This is a genomic window from Streptomyces sp. NBC_00873 (assembly GCF_045207415.1).
In the GTDB taxonomy this organism is placed as follows: domain Bacteria; phylum Actinomycetota; class Actinomycetes; order Streptomycetales; family Streptomycetaceae; genus Streptomyces.
The window spans coordinates 4,529,299-4,545,178 of the sequence record NZ_CP108803.1 but is presented as its reverse complement, the minus strand read 5'-3'; the positions used below and the strand labels follow the sequence as shown (position 1 = coordinate 4,545,178).

The 15,880-nt window shown below is 71.5% G+C and carries 12 protein-coding genes and 2 tRNA genes; 7 read left to right on the top strand and 7 right to left on the bottom strand.

Features of this window, described 5'->3' with window-relative positions; genetic code table 11:
- Positions 1-188: 188 nt before the first annotated feature.
- Together OH809_RS20915 and OH809_RS20910 are read right to left on the bottom strand one after the other, a co-directional pair.
- Positions 189-4,277, bottom strand: coding sequence for a PAS domain-containing protein (locus tag OH809_RS20915; RefSeq protein WP_406515441.1), 4,089 nt, complete (start codon positions 4,275-4,277; stop codon positions 189-191).
- A gap of 204 nt (positions 4,278-4,481) precedes the next feature.
- Positions 4,482-4,961, bottom strand: a complete 480-nt coding sequence (locus tag OH809_RS20910) for an SSI family serine proteinase inhibitor (RefSeq protein ID WP_406425075.1) — start codon at positions 4,959-4,961, stop codon at positions 4,482-4,484.
- Positions 4,962-5,157: 196 nt separating this feature from the next.
- Between OH809_RS20910 and OH809_RS20905 the strand changes: the two genes are divergently transcribed.
- Both OH809_RS20905 and OH809_RS20900 read left to right on the top strand, forming a co-directional pair.
- Positions 5,158-5,248 (top strand) — tRNA-Ser (locus OH809_RS20905).
- A gap of 205 nt (positions 5,249-5,453) precedes the next feature.
- Positions 5,454-5,526, top strand: a tRNA-Arg gene (locus tag OH809_RS20900).
- 264 nt (positions 5,527-5,790) lie between these two features.
- Here the strand turns inward: OH809_RS20900 and OH809_RS20895 are convergent.
- Both OH809_RS20895 and sigJ read right to left on the bottom strand, forming a co-directional pair.
- Positions 5,791-6,987, bottom strand: a complete 1,197-nt coding sequence (locus OH809_RS20895) for an NAD(P)/FAD-dependent oxidoreductase (RefSeq protein ID WP_406420995.1) — start codon at positions 6,985-6,987, stop codon at positions 5,791-5,793.
- A 93-nt stretch (positions 6,988-7,080) separates the two neighbouring features.
- The gene (gene sigJ, locus OH809_RS20890; protein ID WP_406420996.1) at positions 7,081-8,013 is read right to left on the bottom strand and encodes an RNA polymerase sigma factor SigJ; all 933 of its coding nucleotides are present in this window, start codon (positions 8,011-8,013) and stop codon (positions 7,081-7,083) included.
- A 215-nt stretch (positions 8,014-8,228) separates the two neighbouring features.
- Between sigJ and OH809_RS20885 the strand changes: the two genes are divergently transcribed.
- From OH809_RS20885 to OH809_RS20875, 3 genes are all read left to right on the top strand, one after another.
- Entirely contained in the window at positions 8,229-9,134 is a 906-nt protein-coding gene (locus tag OH809_RS20885) for a DUF2797 domain-containing protein (protein ID WP_406420997.1), read from the top strand.
- Between the two features lie 40 nt (positions 9,135-9,174).
- Positions 9,175-10,053 carry an amidohydrolase family protein gene (locus tag OH809_RS20880; protein WP_406420998.1) on the top strand — a complete coding sequence of 293 codons (879 nt, stop codon included), beginning with the start codon at positions 9,175-9,177 and terminating at the stop codon, positions 10,051-10,053.
- 85 nt (positions 10,054-10,138) lie between these two features.
- Positions 10,139-10,876, top strand: coding sequence for a response regulator transcription factor (locus OH809_RS20875; protein ID WP_406420999.1), 738 nt, complete (start codon positions 10,139-10,141; stop codon positions 10,874-10,876).
- 29 nt (positions 10,877-10,905) lie between these two features.
- On the opposite strand, the gene OH809_RS20870 is transcribed toward OH809_RS20875, so the two are convergent.
- Positions 10,906-11,748 carry an endonuclease/exonuclease/phosphatase family protein gene (locus OH809_RS20870; protein ID WP_406421000.1) on the bottom strand — a complete coding sequence of 281 codons (843 nt, stop codon included), beginning with the start codon at positions 11,746-11,748 and terminating at the stop codon, positions 10,906-10,908.
- Positions 11,749-11,897: 149 nt separating this feature from the next.
- Between OH809_RS20870 and OH809_RS20865 the strand changes: the two genes are divergently transcribed.
- Complete coding sequence (locus OH809_RS20865; RefSeq protein WP_406421001.1) at positions 11,898-13,421, top strand: MFS transporter; 1,524 nt, start codon at positions 11,898-11,900, stop codon at positions 13,419-13,421.
- A gap of 107 nt (positions 13,422-13,528) precedes the next feature.
- Positions 13,529-14,287, top strand: a complete 759-nt coding sequence (locus OH809_RS20860; RefSeq protein WP_406421002.1) for a TetR/AcrR family transcriptional regulator — start codon at positions 13,529-13,531, stop codon at positions 14,285-14,287.
- Positions 14,288-14,526: 239 nt separating this feature from the next.
- On the opposite strand, the gene OH809_RS20855 is transcribed toward OH809_RS20860, so the two are convergent.
- Together OH809_RS20855 and OH809_RS20850 are read right to left on the bottom strand one after the other, a co-directional pair.
- On the bottom strand, positions 14,527-14,997 hold the full coding sequence (locus OH809_RS20855) for a PPOX class F420-dependent oxidoreductase (protein ID WP_406421003.1): 471 nt from the start codon (positions 14,995-14,997) through the stop codon (positions 14,527-14,529).
- 9 nt (positions 14,998-15,006) lie between these two features.
- Positions 15,007-15,822, bottom strand: a complete 816-nt coding sequence (locus tag OH809_RS20850) for a YceI family protein (protein WP_406421004.1) — start codon at positions 15,820-15,822, stop codon at positions 15,007-15,009.
- Positions 15,823-15,880: the final 58 nt, after the last annotated feature.

The window sequence follows — 15,880 nt, the reverse complement described above, 5'->3', positions numbered from 1 at the left end:
GTGATCCGCAAGCAGTACGCGGCGGGCGAGCTGGACATCACGCAGCTCTGAGCGGTGCGCTGACGGCTGGGGTCTTTCGTTCGGATCATGCCTGGCTCGCGGGGCCCGGCATGATCCGAACGAAAGACCCGAGGGCGGTGCGGGAAGTCCCGTACCGCCCTCGCCCGTCGTCGGCGACGACAACTGCCTCAGTTCGTGCCGATCTTCGCCAGCAGGTCGACGATGCGGGACTGGACCTCTTCGCTCGTCGAGCGTTCCGCCAGGAAGAGCACGGTCTCGCCGGAGCTGAGCCTCGGCAGCTCCGCCCGGTTGATGTCGGCCGAGGTATAGATGACCAGCGGGGTCCGGTTGAGCTGGCCGTTCGCGCGCAGCCAGTCGACGATTCCGGCTCGGCGGCGGCGTACCTGCATCAGGTCCATCACCACCAGATTCGGCCGCATCCGGGTGGCGAGGGAGACCGCCTCGCTGTCGGTCGAGGCGCACGCGACCTGCATGCCGCGGCGTTCCAGCGTCGCCGTCAGCGCTACCGCGATTTCCTCGTGCTCCTCGATCAGCAGTACCCGCGGCGGGTGCTGCTCGCTGTCGCGGGGGGCGAGCGCCTTGAGGAGCACCGCGGGGTCGGCACCGTACGCCGCTTCCCGCGAGGCCTGCCCCAGACCGGCCGTCACCAGCACCGGAACCTCGGCCGCCACGGCCGCCTGGCGCAGCGACTGCAGCGCCGTACGCGTGATCGGCCCGGTCAGCGGGTCCACGAAGAGCGCGGCGGGGAACGCTGCGATCTGGGCGTCCACCTCCTCGCGGGAGTGCACGATCACCGGCCGGTAGCCGCGGTCGCTCAGCGCCTGCTGGGTGGAGACGTCGGGCGCGGGCCAGACGAGCAGTCGGCGCGGGTTGTCCAGCGGTTCCGGGGGGAGCTCGTCGTCGACCGGCTGCGGCGATGGACGGTTGGCGACCTCGACCGCGCCGCCCGGGCCGTCCAGCGGCTCCGGACCTTCGGCGCCCTCGTCGGGTGCCCCTATGGCGTACGCACGCCCCTCGGCGGCCGGGGCGGAGAGCAGCTGCCCGGAGGCACTGGTGGTGGGCGCGGTGCCGGGCTGGGGGGCGGCGGCCGGTGCGGTGGCCGGCTGCGGCAGGGCGGGCTCCGCGGCGCGCTCGTCGCCGGGTGGGGCGGCGAGCTTACGCCGACGCCCGGCACCGCCGAGCGTCTGGTTCTGCTGGTGTGCGAGGTGCTGGGAGAACGGCACGCCCTGTCCGAGGGTCCGCACGCTGAACGCGCGCCCCTGCGTCGAGTCGGTGGAGGCGGGTGCGGCAGCAGACACCGGCGCCGACGCGGGCATCGGTGCCTCGGCGGGCAGCGGCTGTCGCCGGGGGTCCGGCGCCGGCTCGGCCACGGGAGCGGGCTCGGGCGCGATGGCGCCCGGACGGCTCTCCGCCGGGCCGGCCGGGGCAGTGGTGGCCGTGGTGCCGGTGGTGTGCCCCGTTCCGGGCCGGGGCAGGTCGTTGCCGGGGGCGTTCGGGGCGGCCAGGCCCTGTCCCGAGGTGCCGTTCTCCGGCCGGCCGCCGGGCTGCTGGGGCTGCATGGGCTGCTGCGCGGGTTCCGGCTGTTCAGGCTGCTGCTGGGGCGCGTCCGGGGCGTGACGGGCACGGCGGCGCCCGGTCGGTGCGGGGTGTTCCTGCGGCGGCGTGTGGTGGTTGTCCTGGGGCGTTCCCGCGGCGTCATGGCGTCCGGGCAGCGAGGCGTCCGCCGCACCGGCCGTGGGCGGGATCCGGTCGGCATCGGCGGGCGGGAGGGCGAATGCGGTACGCGGCCCCACCGGTTCGGCCGCGGCGGCGCGGTCCTGCGCGGCCGCCAGCGCCCGGCGGGCACGTCGCCCGGTCGGCTGCTGCTGCACTTGATGCTCGGTCTGCTCGGTCTGCTGACCCTGTGGTGTCTGCGGTCGGCCGGTCCGGGACGCGGTCCGGTCCTGCGCCGGGGCAGATGCGAGGGCCGGGAGGGCCAGCTGGTTCTCGTTGCCCTGGCGTGCCCGTCCACCGCCCGAGGGCACCGGCACGGGCGCCTCGGCGGGCACGCCCTGCGGCGGTACGGTCTGCCCACGCTGCGGACGGCTGCCCACGCCCTGAGCGCCCTCGGCCGCTGTCACCACCGACCCCTCGGACGGCGCCGCAGCCGCGGGCAGCGCCAACGCCTGCCCCGGCTGCTCCACGCGCTGACCGGTGCCCGTCTCGGCCGGGCTGGGCCGTCCCCGCCTGCGACCGGATCCCTCGCCCTGCTGGGCCGGGATGAGCTCGTGGGGCGACTGCTGGGGCTGCTGTGCGGTCGGCTGCTGAGCCTGCTGCCCGCCGTGCTCGTCCTGCGCCGCCGCTTCACGACGCGCCCTGCGCCGCCCCGTCGGCTCCGCCGCAGCGGTGTCACCGGACTCGGCCCCCGCAGCGGCCGTCCGACCGCCCACCGGGCTCTCCAGGAAGGCGTCCGTCGACGCGCGTCGCGCCCTGCGCCGTCCGCCGCCCGGCGTCCCCTGCTGCTGCCCGGTCTCCTCGGGCGCAGCCGGAACAAGAGGCGTCTGTGGCGGGAGTACGGTCCCCGCACCCGCGCCCAGCGGCACTTCGAGGACGTACGCGCTGCCGCTCATCCCCGGCATCTCGTGCGTCTGCAGCACGCCGCCGTGCGCCCGTACGATCCCGCGCACGATCGGCTCGTGCACCGGGTCGCCCCCGGCGAACGGTCCGCGCACCTCGATCCGTACGACCTCACCGCGCTGCGCCGCCGCCACGACCACTGTCGAGTCGACGTAGCCGCCGCCCGGCACCATCCGCGCCTTGCCGGTCGAGTCGATCCCGGCGACGTCCGCGACCAGGTGGGCGAGCGCCGTCACCAGCTGCCGCGCGTCCACCTCGGCCTCGATCGGCGGTGCGTGCACAGCGAACTGCGCGCGCCCCGGACCGATCAGTTCCACAGCGCCGTCGATACCGGCCGTCACGACCGAGTCGAGCAGCACCTTCTCCTTGACCAGCACCTCCGTCCCGCTGTCGAGACGCTGGTAGCCGAGCACGTTGTCGACGAGCGTCGTCATCCGGGCGTAGCCGGCGGCCAGGTGGTGCAGGATCTGGTTGGCCTCGGGCCACAGCTGGCCCGCCGGGTCGGCGGCGAGCGTCGAGAGCTCGCCGCGCAGCTCCTCCAGCGGCCCGCGCAGCGACTCGCCGAGGACAGCGGTCAGCTGCGCGTGCCGGGCGGTCAGTTGTGCGAGCCGCTCGGTCAGCTCCTCCGACTCGGCCGCGGACCGCTCGGTCCGGTCGGCCAGCTCGGCGGCATGCCGTTCGGTCAGCCCGGTGACCTCGGCGGCATGCCGTTCGGTCAGCCCGGTGACCTCGGCGGTGTGCTCCTCGGTCAGCCGGGTGACCTCGGCAGTGTGGCTCTCGGTCAGCTCGGTCAGCTGCGCCGTGTGCTCGTTGGCGAGTTCCTCGTACGGCCGGCGGTCGGTGAACGTCATCACCGCACCGACCAGCTGGTCCCCGTCCCGGACGGGCGCGGTCGTCAGATCGACCGGCACCTGCGCGCCGCTCTTGGACCACAGCACCTGCCCGCGCACCCGGTGCTTGCGACCGGACTTGAGCGTGTCGGCGAGCGGCGACTCCTCGTACGGGAACGGCTCGCCCTCCGCACGCGAGTGCAGGATCAGCGGATGCAGCTCCTGGCCGCCCAGGTCGCTGGCGCGGAAGCCGAGGATCTGCGCGGCGGCGGGGTTGACCAGGACGACCCGGCCGTCGGTGTCCGTGCCGACGACCCCCTCGGCCGCGGCCCGCAGGATCATCTCGGTCTGCCGCTGCGAACGGGCCAGCTCGGCCTCGGTGTCGACGGTGCCCGACAGATCCCGTACGACGAGCATCAGCAGCTCGTCGCCCGTGTAGCTGCCGTTGTAGCCGGCCTGGAAGTCGTTGTACGCGGCCTGCCCGTCCTCCAGGCTGGCGCTGGTGACCTCGACCGGGTACTCGTTGCCGTCGGTCCGCCGCGCGATCATCCGCGTTGGCTTCGTCCGGCCCCGCTCGTCCGCCGCCTCGGGCCTGCGCATCGACCCCGGGATCAGCTTGGAGTCGAACTCCGGAAGCAGATCGAGGAGTCCGCGACCGACGAGCGCGGTGCCCGGCGTCTCGAACATTTCGAGGGCGATGGTGTTGGCGTTGACGACCGTGCCGTTGCAATTGACGAGCAGCAGCCCGTCAGGGAGGGCGTCGAGTATGGCTGCGAGGCGAGCAGCGCCTCGGGATGGCCTGCTGCTCACGACGACGCTTCCTCCCTGGTTACCGCACCTTGCCGACAGCGGGCCCCATCTTGCCCCTCGGGCCGCAGGCTGTCACTGGAGGAGTCTAAAGGCAGGGAAGGGGCATCCGGCGGCGGATAGGGGGGAGCTCTCACCAAGGTTCTGTGCATACCGTGTACGACCCCTGCCCCTGACGTGTCCCGTGACGGCCCCGGCCACCCCGGGTCACCGGACATTCGGGAGCACCGGCCGCAGGTTGTTCCATCGTGCGATCTCGCATCCGTTGGTCCGGTCGAAGGCGGCGTCGACACGCTGCCCGTGCCAGGTCCCGGTGACCCGGGCCGTGGCCGATCCGCCGAACTGCTGGGTGCACATGGTGCCGGTGGGCATCGGACGGAAGGGGTTTCTGCCGTCACCCGTGGGCTCCCCCAGCTCCGCGAGCCGGTCGCACGCCTGCTGCGCCACCGGGTGGCTGCCGCCGGCGGGGAGGCACATCAGTTCGTACACGCCGTCGGCGGCGCGGTCTCCGGAATTCGAGACCGTGACCGTCAGCTGGGTCTTCCGGGCGCTGTCGTCGCCCTGGAGCGCCGGTACCGGCAGCGGGAGGGGCAGCGGAAGGCGGCCGGTGGCAGCGGTCGCGGCCGGTGCGGCGGCTGACAGCACGGCGAAGGATGTGACGGCGGTGAGGGCGAGGCGGCGCAGCATGCGGGCTCCTGTGGACGTGTGGAAGACGGAGAGGCGGTACCCCGTCATCACTAACGCTCCGCATGCCCCGGCGTTGCGCAACCCGAAGACTTTGCCCTGGCGGCCGACGGCCTAGTACCGTAGGCGGCGATTGGTGAGGCAGCACTCGGCTGTGTCATCATCTGCACGCACCACTCGCGTTCGCGCGGGGTGTGCTGGAGGCGTCGCCTAGTCCGGTCTATGGCGCCGCACTGCTAATGCGGTTTGGGTCTTAAAGCCCATCGAGGGTTCAAATCCCTCCGCCTCCGCTTGATCACTGAAGCCCCGTGCCACTGGCCGGGGCTTCAGTCGTATCCGGATGGGGCGCGCATCCGCGACGGCGCGTGCAGAGGTGGCCCAACATGGCGTTTCTGCAGGTCAGGGGCGGTTTGGGTAATGGATTTCGCGTGACGGCGCAGGTCATGTAATGTTGTTCCCGCAACGCCGACCAGGCAGAAAAGCCCGGAACGCCAAGCACTCGTAGCTTAACGGATAGAGCATCTGACTACGGATCAGAAGGTTGCAGGTTCGAATCCTGCCGAGTGCACAGCAGGCCGGAGGCCCTCAGGAGAAATCCTGAGGGCCTCCGGTTTTTGCGTTGACGGCAGTGTTTGACGGGCTGTGGAGCAAAAGGGAGCTGAGGCCAGGAGGCCAGGGCGAGCGCCCAGTTCGAATCGGCGAGCCGGAATCCGCAGTGACCCTTCGCGGTGCCTGGGGCCCCGTGACTATGGCGGCCGACCTGCGCGGCTTCACCCACCTGTCCGGGCCGGCGCCCGAGTTGTCGTCCAAGGCCCGCAGAAGCACGGCCGGGTCAGGCCGACGCCTTGACGGCCGAGCCCGCCCGGGCCCCCTCCTGCACGACGCGGCGGCGCCGGGTCGGCATCCCGAGCGTCGGGTTGGCGACGCCCCAGGTCGCGCCTTTGCAGGCCAGCTCCTTGCAGACGGCGGCGAGCCGTCCGGTCAGGGCCGCCCGGACGGCGCGGTCGTCGGCGGTGACGGACTGGATCACGCCTTCCCTGCGGCCCAGTGAGATGCACTGGTTGAAGTAGCGGAGCGGCGCGTTCGGGAGCTTCCCGCCGGTCAGGCGTGCCGCGATGGCGTCGGCGGCCTGCCACGCGGTGGGGATGCCCGAGGCGCACGACATCCGCAGCGGCTTGTCGCCTGGGCCCATGGCCATGGCCGCGTCGCCGATGGCGTACACGTCCGGGTGCGAGACCGAGCGCATGGTCCCGTCGACCACGATCTGGCCTGTGCCGGTGACCTCCAGAGCGGTGGCCTTCGCGATCGGGTGGACCGCGAAGCCGGTGGTCCACACGGTGACCGCGGCCGGGACGGACGTGCCGTCGGCGGTGGTGACGCGGTCGGCCTCCACGCCGGTGACGGCGGTGTGCTCGTGCACGGTGATGCCGAGCTTGCCGAAGACCTTCCGCAGGTGCCGGCGGCCTTGGGGCGAGAGCCAGTCGCCGAGCCCGCCGCGGGCGGCGAGGGCGATATCGAGGTCCGGGCGGGCCTCGGCGATCTCGGTCGCGGCCTCCAGGCCGGTGAGGCCGCCGCCGACGACGACCACGGGCTGTCCGGCGTCCAGGCCGGCCAGGCGCTTGCGCAGCCGGAGCGCTCCGGGGCGGCCGGTGATCTCGTGGGCGTGCTCGGCGGTGCCGGGGACGCCTTGGGTGTTCCAGCCGCTGCCGAGGGCGTACACGAGGCTGTCGTACTCGAGCTCCTCGGCGCCGTTCGCGTCGATGACGGCGGCAGTCTTGCGGCCGACGTCGACACGGGTGACCTTCGCGAGCTTCAGTTCGACGCCGGTGCCCGCGAACATCTCGCTGAAGGGCCGGGGCTTGAGGTTCTGGCCGACCGCCAGCTGGTGCATCCGGACGCGCTCGACGAAGTCGGGCTCGGCGTTGACGAGGGTGATGGCGACGTCCTCGCGGCGCAGCCGCTTGGCGAGGCGACCGGCGGCGAAGGCTCCGGTGTATCCGGCTCCGAGGACGATGATTCGGTGCTGCATTTCCCTGCTCCTGTCTCGCGCGGGTTCGCCACCTGAACCGGGCAGCCCGCTGTTTCCTGACAAGAACGCGATGTGACGCATCTCACATCGCGGTCAGAAGATGTTTAGCAGGGGTTCCCCGTGGTCGGCGGCCGCCCACCGCTGGGTCGCGCGTTCGAGCTTGTCGGGGTTGACCTGGTTGCGGAACGCGGCGATGCCCTCGGCGGTGACCTCCAGGCACATGACGCCGATGACCCGGCCGTCGACGACAGCCACGAGGGCGGGGGCGCCGTTGGCGGTCGTGGCGTAGATCTCGGGGGAGCCGCCGACGATGGCGCGCTTGGCCTTGCCGGGCTTGAACACGCCCCGCATGAATGTGGCGACCGCGAGGGCGCCCTCGAACGCCTTGGCGCGGGCCGGGACCTTCCCGCCGCCGTCGCCGATCGAGATGGCGTCTTCGGTGAGCAGCCGCACGAGCGGCTCGGTCCGGCCGCTGGTGGCGGCCGCGAGGAACTCCTCGACGATCCGCCGGGCGGCGGCCTCGTCGATCTCGGTGCGGGCCTTGCTGTCCGCGACGTGCTTCTTGGCGCGGTGGAAGATCTGCTGGCCGGCGGCCTCGGTGATGTCGAGGATCTCCGCGATCTGCCGGTGCGGGTAGTCGAAGGCCTCCCGCAGCACGTACACCACCCGCTCGTTGGGGGAGAGGCGCTCCATGAGGGCGAGGACCGCGTACGAGACGGATTCGCGCTGCTCGGCGGTGTCGGCCGGGCCGAGCATCGGGTCCCCGGCGAGCAGCGGCTCGGGCAGCCATTGGCCCACATAGGTCTCGCGCCGGGCGCGCGCCGAGGTGAGCTGGTTGAGGCACAGGTTGGTGAGGACCTTCGTCAGCCAGGCCTCGGGGACCTCGATACGGTCGATGTCGGCGGCCTGCCAGCGCAGGAACGTGTCCTGCACGGCGTCCTCGGCATCGCTCGCGGAGCCGAGGAGGCGGTAGGCGATGGCCTTCAGGCGGGGCATGGAGGCCTCGAACCGGTCCATTTCGTTCATGGTCAGACCATGGCCCGGATCCTGGCTCTCGCGGCGCGCGACAGGCCGTGGGCTGCGTCCCTGCGCTACTCGACCGGTGCTGTTCGGCTTCCCGGACGCAGTGGATCGCGTCGCCCGTGTCGCCCGGGGGCCCCGCGTGCGCCGATCGCCCTTCCCCGCGCGGCCGGTTGATCGGGATCCCCGCTCCGCCGCGGAGCCTCGTTACGATCGCACGCATGAGCTGGCACTGCACCGGGTTGCGATGGCCCCCAGAAGGGCCGGTCCTGGGGTGGCAGAAGGACGGGGCGAAGGGCCGGGCGGTGGGCGGGGCCGGTTCGGCGCGGGTGAGTGTCCTCGGGTACGGGAAGGAGCTCGGGTTCCGGGCAGCGGGCGAGCGGCACTGTGTGGGGGCGCGGGGGAACGTGTGTCCGCTGGGCGCCCTGGTGTCCGGGCGGAGTACCGGGGCGCGATGCCCGGAGTGTGCGCGGCTGGACCGGGCGCATTCGGTGGCCGCCGACACGATCGCCGACGACCCCCGGACGTACCGTGTCTATCTCGCCTGGTTCGGGCCCGGGATGGTGAAGGTCGGCATCACCGCGGAGGAGCGCGGCGCGGCGCGGCTGCGGGAGCAGGGGGCCGTGGTCTTCAGCTGGCTTGGGCGCGGCCCGTTGATGGCGGCGCGGCGGACCGAGGAGCTGCTCCGTGCGGCGCTGGGGGTACCGGACCGGATCCCGTACGCACGCAAGCGCGCCGTGCGGGCCGTGCTGCCGGGTGCCGCCGCGCGGGTCGCGGAGGTCGAGGAGCTGTACGGGCGGGCGGCGGCGCTGGAGACGGGGGCGGGATGGCCGCAGGCGCTGGAGCGGCTGCCGTTCGATCCGGTCGACCACACAGGGGTGTTCGGACTGGACGGGCCGGTCGAGGTGGGGCGGGCGGTGACCGAGCTGGTGGACGGCGGGGTGGCCGGCGGGCGGCTGGTCGCGGCCGCCGGGCCCGATCTGCATCTGGCGACCGCGGACGGGGTGGTCGTGCTGGACACCCGGCTGATGACCGGGTGGGAGCTGGTGGGGGCCGATGCGCGGTCGGGGGTGACCGTGCCGGTGGTCGACATCGGGGGCGGCGGCGTGCAGGACGGGCTGTTCTGAGATCGTCGGTGCTCCGGGCGGGCCGGGTGAGGAGTGCGCGATGAGTGGCGAGAACAATGACGTGGTGCGGTTCTGGGAGCGCCTCGGGCTGCCGGGGCTGATCGACGTCCATACGCACTTCATGCCGGAGCAGGTGCTCCGCAAGGTGTGGGCGTACTTCGACTCCGCCGGACCGCTGACCGGCATGGAATGGCCGATCGCCTACCGGCACGACGAGGACGAACGGCTCGCGCTGCTCCGGTCCTTCGGGGTGCGGCGGTTCACCTCGATGCTCTACCCGCACAAGGCGGGGATGGCGGCCTGGCTGAACGGCTGGGCGGCCGACTTCGCGCGGCGGGTGCCCGACTGCCTGCACACCGCGACCCTCTTCCCCGAGGAGGGCGTGGAGCGTTACGTCCGCGAGGCGGTCGAGGCGGGGGCACGCGTCGTCAAGTCGCACGTCCAGGTCGGGGCGTACGACGCCAACGATCCGCTGCTGGAGCCCGTGTGGGGGCTGCTCGCCGACGCCGGGGTCCCGGTGGTGATGCACTGCGGGTCCGGTCCCGCACCCGGCAAGTACACCGGCCCCGAGCCGGTCGGCCGGCTGCTCGCCCGGCATCCGCGGCTGCGGTTGGTGGTGGCACACATGGGGATGCCCGAGTACGCGGAGTTCCTCGCGCTGGCGCAGGCGTACCCGGAGGTGCGGCTCGATACGACGATGGCGTTCACGGACTTCTTGGAGGAGTTCACGCCGTTCCCGGTGGCGGAGCGGGGGCGGCTCGCCGATCTCGGGGACCGGATCCTGCTGGGGACGGACTTCCCGAACATCCCGTACCCGTACGTGCACCAGCTGCATGCCCTGGAGCGGCTGGAGCTGGGGGACGACTGGTTGCGGGCGGTCTGCTACGGGAACGCGCACGCGCTGTTCGGCCGGGGCTGAGAGGCTGTCGGGCACTTCGCGCTTTCTCAGGGAATTCACAGAATAGGGAAAGGACTCTTTCAGAGGCGTCCCGCACCGTCGAGGCATGACGACGACCTCGCCCCAGGGGCGTACCGAACTGCTGAGGCCGGACCGCAGCCCCGTCCGTGTGCTGGTCGTGGACGACGAAGCTCCGCTTGCCGAGCTGCTCTCCATGGCCCTGCGCTACGAGGGCTGGGAGGTGCGCAGTGCCGGGGACGGTGCGGATGCCGTCCGGGCGGCACGCGATTTCCGGCCCGACGCCGTGATTCTCGATGTGATGCTGCCCGACACGGACGGGCTCTCGGTCCTCGGCAGGCTGCGCCGGGAGCTCTCCGAGTTTCCTGTGCTGTTCCTGACCGCGCGCGACTCGGTGGAGGACCGGATCGCCGGGCTCACGGCGGGCGGCGACGACTACGTGACGAAGCCGTTCAGCCTGGAGGAGGTCGTGGCGCGGCTGCGCGGGCTGATCCGGCGGTCAGGGACGGCGACGGTACGGAGCGAGTCGACGCTCGTCGTCGGTGACCTGGTGCTCGACGAGGACAGCCACGAGGTGAGCCGGGGCACGACGTCCATCCACCTCACCGCGACCGAGTTCGAGCTGCTGCGCTTCCTGATGCGCAATCCGCGAAGGGTGCTGAGCAAGGCGCAGATCCTCGACCGCGTGTGGAACTACGACTTCGGCGGGCAGGCGAACGTCGTCGAGCTGTACATCTCGTATCTGCGCAAGAAGATCGACGCCGGACGGACGCCGATGATTCACACCCGGCGCGGGGCGGGATATTTGATCAAGCCCGGCGAATGACCCGGCCGACCGGCTGACTTCGCGGTCCCTCAGCGCCGGAGCAGCAGCAAATCCGCGACGACCGGGCGGTGGTCCGAGGCGAGTGTCTCGGCCACCGCCGCGTCGCGTACCCGTACGCCGTCCTTCGACGCCGCCACGAAGTCGATCCGTTTCACCGGGTCCAGTGCGGGGAAGGTCGGCGCATTCGGTTCGGCATCGGTCAGGTCCTCCCACAGCGGGGCCAGTTCCGGGGCGCCCGGTTCCGCGTTGAAGTCGCCGAGGAGCACCTTCCGCCCCTCGTCCTCCGCCATGATCCGCCGGGTGTCGGCGACCTGTGCGATCCGTACGGACGGGTCGCCGCGGTAGTCGAGGTGCGTCACATACACATGCACGGGCATCCCCTTCACCCGTACGACCACCTCACCGAAGCCGGGCGCGGGCTCCGGCACGGGGCTGGGGACCTGGGTGGAGAGCCGGGTGATCTCGTGGTTCTCGGCGCTCACGATCCGGTACTTCGACAGCACCGCGACCCCGAACTCGCGCCGGGACGCACCGGGAGTCTCCGGATCGAGGCTGTAGATCGGGGCGAACGACACCTGCATGTCCAGCCGCTTTGCCAGCTCGTCCGCGACATCGCGCCACTCGCTGCGCGTGCCCCAGTGGACGTCGACCTCCTGAAGTCCGATCACATCGGCGTCCAGCGAGCGGAGTTCCGCCGCCTGCCGGTCCAGATCGAAGACGTTGTCCATGCCCGAGCCGGCATGGATGTTGTACGTGGCGACGCGCAGAGGCACCGGATGCCCATGCCCGGCAGCTCCGGCCGGTGGGGCGGCGATCGCCCCCAACAGACTCGCGGCAATCAGGACTTCCACCGTACGACGACGCAGTGACATGCCACTCCAGCCCTGGTCGGCTCCCTGTTGGTCAGAGTCGAGCACCGTACCGTGCGAAAGTCGCTTGTACACCGTATGGGAGGTGCTTTACGGTGTGAAGCGCTTCCCCCGTACACCGTATAGGAACCTCAGGAGCTCAAGGAGCCCGCATGACGGCGACCGCCGCCGAGCAGAACCACCTCTCGCCACCGAGCCACCCGCAACGCTGGCTGATCCTCGGCGTCATCTGCCTCGCCCAGCTCACCGTGCTGCTCGACAACACCGTCCTCAACGTCGCGATCCCCTCCCTCACCCGGGAGCTGCACGCGTCCACCGCCGACGTGCAGTGGATGATCAACGCCTATTCGCTGGTCCAGTCGGGTCTGCTGCTCACGGCCGGCAGTTCCGCCGACCGCTACGGCCGCAAGAAGATGCTGGTCGCCGGCCTCGCCCTGTTCGGTATCGGCTCGCTGGTGGCCGGACTGGCCCAGACGTCCGTGCAGTTGATCGCCGCCCGCGCCGGCATGGGCATCGGCGGTGCGCTGCTGATGACCACGACCCTTGCTGTCGTCGTCCAGATCTTCGACGACACCGAACGGGTCAAGGCGATCGGCGTCTGGTCGACCGTCAGCTCGCTCGGCTTCGCCGTGGGACCGCTGATCGGCGGAGTGATGCTCGACCACTTCTGGTGGGGTGCGATCTTCCTGATCAACATCCCAGTTGCCGTCATCGGCCTGGCCGCGGTGATCCGTCTCGTCCCGGAGTCCAAGAACCCGCGCGGTGAGCGCCCCGACCTGCTCGGCGCGCTGCTGTCCACCATCGGCATGGCCTCCGTCGTATACGCGATCATCTCCGGCCCGGAGCACGGCTGGACCTCGGGCCAGGTGCTGCTGACCGCGTTCATCGGGGTCTCGGTCCTCACCGGATTCGTGCTGTGGGAGCTGCACATTCCGTATCCGATGCTGGACATGCACTTCTTCCGGAACCAGAAGTTCATCGGGGCGGTCGCGGGCGCGATCCTGGTCGCCTTCGGGATGGGCGGCTCGCTCTTCCTCCTCACCCAGCAGCTCCAGTTCGTCCTCGGATACGAGCCGCTGGAGGCGGGTCTGCGTACGGCTCCGCTGGCGCTGAGCGTCGTCGCGCTCAACCTCATGGGCCTGGGCGCCAGGCTGGTGCCCAAGCTGGGCACGCCCGTCACGATCGCCGCCGGGATGAGCCTGCTGGCCGCGGGTCTCGCCTCGATCGCCCTGCTGGGCGGCAACGGCTACGGCGGCATGCTGCTCGGCCTGGTCGTCATGGGCGCGGGCATCGCACTCGCCATGCCGGCCATGGCCAACGCGATCATGAGCGCCATCCCGCCGGCGAAGGCGGGGGTGGGTGCGGGGGTCAACGGCACGCTCGCCGAGTTCGGCAACGGTCTGGGGGTCGCGGTCCTCGGCGCGGTGCTGAATTCGCGGTTCGCGGCGCTCGTGCCGGCGGCCGTCGGGGCCGCCTCGCTTCCCGCGGCGCTTGCCGCGGCGACCGACGACGGCGAGCGGCAGCGGATCACCGACGCCTTCGCCTCGGGACTGGAGACCAGCCAGCTGGTCGGGGCGGGGGCGGTGCTGGCGGGCGGGCTGCTGGCTGCCGTGCTCCTGCGCCGGGCGGAGCGGGCAGAATCTACTCAGGCAGACTCGGCCGCGGCAGCGGCATAGCATCAGGCGGGGCGTACCGGACTGTACGAATCCGATTCGTGCGCACGGGGTACGGATCCGGTTCAGTCATCCCGTCCGTCCCGCCGGCAAGACGAGGAGAGTGCGCCATGGTGTCCGCGGCCGACCGTGTGAAGAACCCTGCCAGGACCAGTGTGTGGCTGGATCAGCGGGCACCGTCGCGCACCCGTAAATCGGACCAGCCGGCCGGCCTCGACCGAGACAGGATCACCGCGGCGTCGGTCCGGCTGCTGGACGCCGAGGGTCTCGCCAAGTTCTCCATGCGCCGGCTCGCCGCCGAACTGGACGTCACCGCGATGTCCCTCTACTGGTACGTCGACACGAAGGACGACCTGCTGGAGCTGGCCCTCGACTCGGTCTACACCGAGATCGCGCCTCCCCGGGAGGAGGCACACTGGCACGACCGGCTCCGCGAACTGGCCACCACCTACCGGGAGCTCCTGGTCCGGCACGTCTGGGTGTCGCCGCTCGCCGGACATTTCCTCAACATCGGCCCGCACTCGATGCTCTTCTCGTACGCCGTCCAGGACGTGATCCGGGCGACCGGGCTGCCGCTGCACCAGCAGACGGGCGCTCTCTCCGCGGTCTTTCAGTTCGTGTACGGATTCGGCACCATCGAAGGCCATATCGTGCAGCGTTCCGCGGATGCGGGGCTCAGCCAGGACGAGTTCTTCCAGCAGGCGATGGGCGCGATCCGGTCCCAGCCGCAGCTCAGCCGGATCGTCGAGTCGTCGCAGGATCTGATGGACGCCCGCGGCGGCGACACGGTCGAGGAGATGCGCGAGCGGGACTTCACCTTCGCCCTGGACCTGCTGATCGCGGGGATCGAGGCGATGCGGGACCGCTAGTGCCGTGACCGGCAAGGAACCACACCGGCGGCCCGCCCCGCAGCGCATCCGGCAGTGCGGCCCCGAAACAGATGAAGGGTTTCTCCGGTTTGCCGGAGAAACCCTGTTCCACCGGGCGGCCGGTGATCCGCTCCAGGCCGCGGACGACGGAGGCGCCGACGGCCGGTGCGGCCGGCAGCCGGGCCCGCGCGAGCAGGCCCGGCGCCGGAAGGACGTTCCCACTCATCCCGGAACAGCCGTCAGCTGCCGGGCGCCAGGTGGGCGGGGAAGCCGCCCGTGGCAACGGGCCCCCACCGCTCCGGGGTGATCCGGATGATCGACTTGCCCTGCTTCACCATCGCCGCCCGGTACTCGTTCCAGTCCGGGTGCTCTCCCGAGATGTTCCGGAAGTACTCGACGAGCGGTTCGACCGAGTCGGGCGCGTCGATCACCTCGGCCGACCCGTCGATCTGCACCCACGGCCCGTTCCAGTCGTCCGACAGGACGATCACGCTCACGCGCTCGTCCCGCTTCGCGTTCCGGGTCTTCGCCCGTTCGGGGTAGGTCGAGACGACGATCCGGCCGGCGTCGTCGACGCCGCACGTCAGCGGGGATCCCTGGGGGCGGCCGTCGGCCCGGGTGGTCAGCAGGATCGCCCGGTGCCGGGGCCGTACGAACGCCAGCAACTCATCGAGTTCCACGGCAGTGTTGGTCGCGATGTCGGGTGCCATGTCCGCAGACTACGACGGCAGGGACTCGCCCTGCACGGCCTGGATGTCCAGCCCCACCCGCAGCGTCGTGCCGATCGCCGAGATGCCCGCCTGCACCACCTGGTTGTAGTTCATGGCGAAATCGTCGCGGCGCAGCTCGGTCGTTGCGCTGAACGCCGCGCGCACCCCGCCCCACGGGTCGGGGCCGGTGCCGAGGTAGCTCAGGTTCAGGTCGACCGGGCGCTCGACGCCGCGCATGGTCAGCAGGCCGTGCACGGTCCAGCGGTCGGGGCCGGCCGGGGTGAGCCCGTCCGAGTGGTACGTGATCTCCGGGAACCGGTCCACGTCGAGGAAGTCCGGCGAGCGCAGGTGCTTGTCCCGCATGCCGTTGCCCGTGTCGATGCTGGCCGCGCTGATCACGGCGTCGACGCGGGAGCGGTGGACCTCCTCCGCGATCTCGATCCGGCCGCCGAACTCGGTGAACCGGCCGTGCACGCTGGAGATCCCCAGATGCTGCGCGACGGCGCCCACCGAGCAGTGCGCCGGGTCCAGCGACCAGGCGCCCGGCGGCGGCAGTTCCACGCCGCCCTGGCGGGCCAGTACCACTGTGCCGGCCTCGACCCGTCCGCTCGCCGTGACGAGGGCGGTCGACGCGGCGGGCGCATATCCGACCGCGGTCACGATCACCGTGTACGCGCCGGCCGGGAGCAGGGCGTCGGTCCGTACCGCCCCGTCCTCGTCGGCGGCGGCTCGCAGCACCTGGGTGCCGGTCATGTCGGTCACCGTCACGACCGCGTGCTGGACGGCCCAGCCGTCCCGCGTCCGTACCTGTGCGCGAAGTCCCATCCCGTTTCTCTCCTTGCTCCATGCCTCAATGAGTCGGGCCCCGGGGCGGGGACGGCAG

Bases quoted from the DNA above. Each gene is read 5' to 3' on its own strand.
- OH809_RS20865 (WP_406421001.1), top strand. From the start codon at position 11,898: ATGACGGCGACCGCCGCCGAGCAGAACCACCTCTCGCCACCGAGCCAC.
- OH809_RS20885 (WP_406420997.1), top strand. From the start codon at position 8,229: ATGAGCTGGCACTGCACCGGGTTGCGATGGCCCCCAGAAGGGCCGGTC.
- OH809_RS20850 (WP_406421004.1), bottom strand. From the start codon at position 15,822: ATGGGACTTCGCGCACAGGTACGGACGCGGGACGGCTGGGCCGTCCAG.
- sigJ (WP_406420996.1), bottom strand. From the start codon at position 8,013: ATGAACGAAATGGACCGGTTCGAGGCCTCCATGCCCCGCCTGAAGGCC.
- OH809_RS20875 (WP_406420999.1), top strand. From the start codon at position 10,139: ATGACGACGACCTCGCCCCAGGGGCGTACCGAACTGCTGAGGCCGGAC.
- OH809_RS20910 (WP_406425075.1), bottom strand. From the start codon at position 4,961: ATGCTGCGCCGCCTCGCCCTCACCGCCGTCACATCCTTCGCCGTGCTG.
- OH809_RS20870 (WP_406421000.1), bottom strand. From the start codon at position 11,748: ATGTCACTGCGTCGTCGTACGGTGGAAGTCCTGATTGCCGCGAGTCTG.
- OH809_RS20895 (WP_406420995.1), bottom strand. From the start codon at position 6,987: ATGCAGCACCGAATCATCGTCCTCGGAGCCGGATACACCGGAGCCTTC.
- OH809_RS20855 (WP_406421003.1), bottom strand. From the start codon at position 14,997: ATGGCACCCGACATCGCGACCAACACTGCCGTGGAACTCGATGAGTTG.
- OH809_RS20860 (WP_406421002.1), top strand. From the start codon at position 13,529: ATGGTGTCCGCGGCCGACCGTGTGAAGAACCCTGCCAGGACCAGTGTG.
- OH809_RS20880 (WP_406420998.1), top strand. From the start codon at position 9,175: ATGAGTGGCGAGAACAATGACGTGGTGCGGTTCTGGGAGCGCCTCGGG.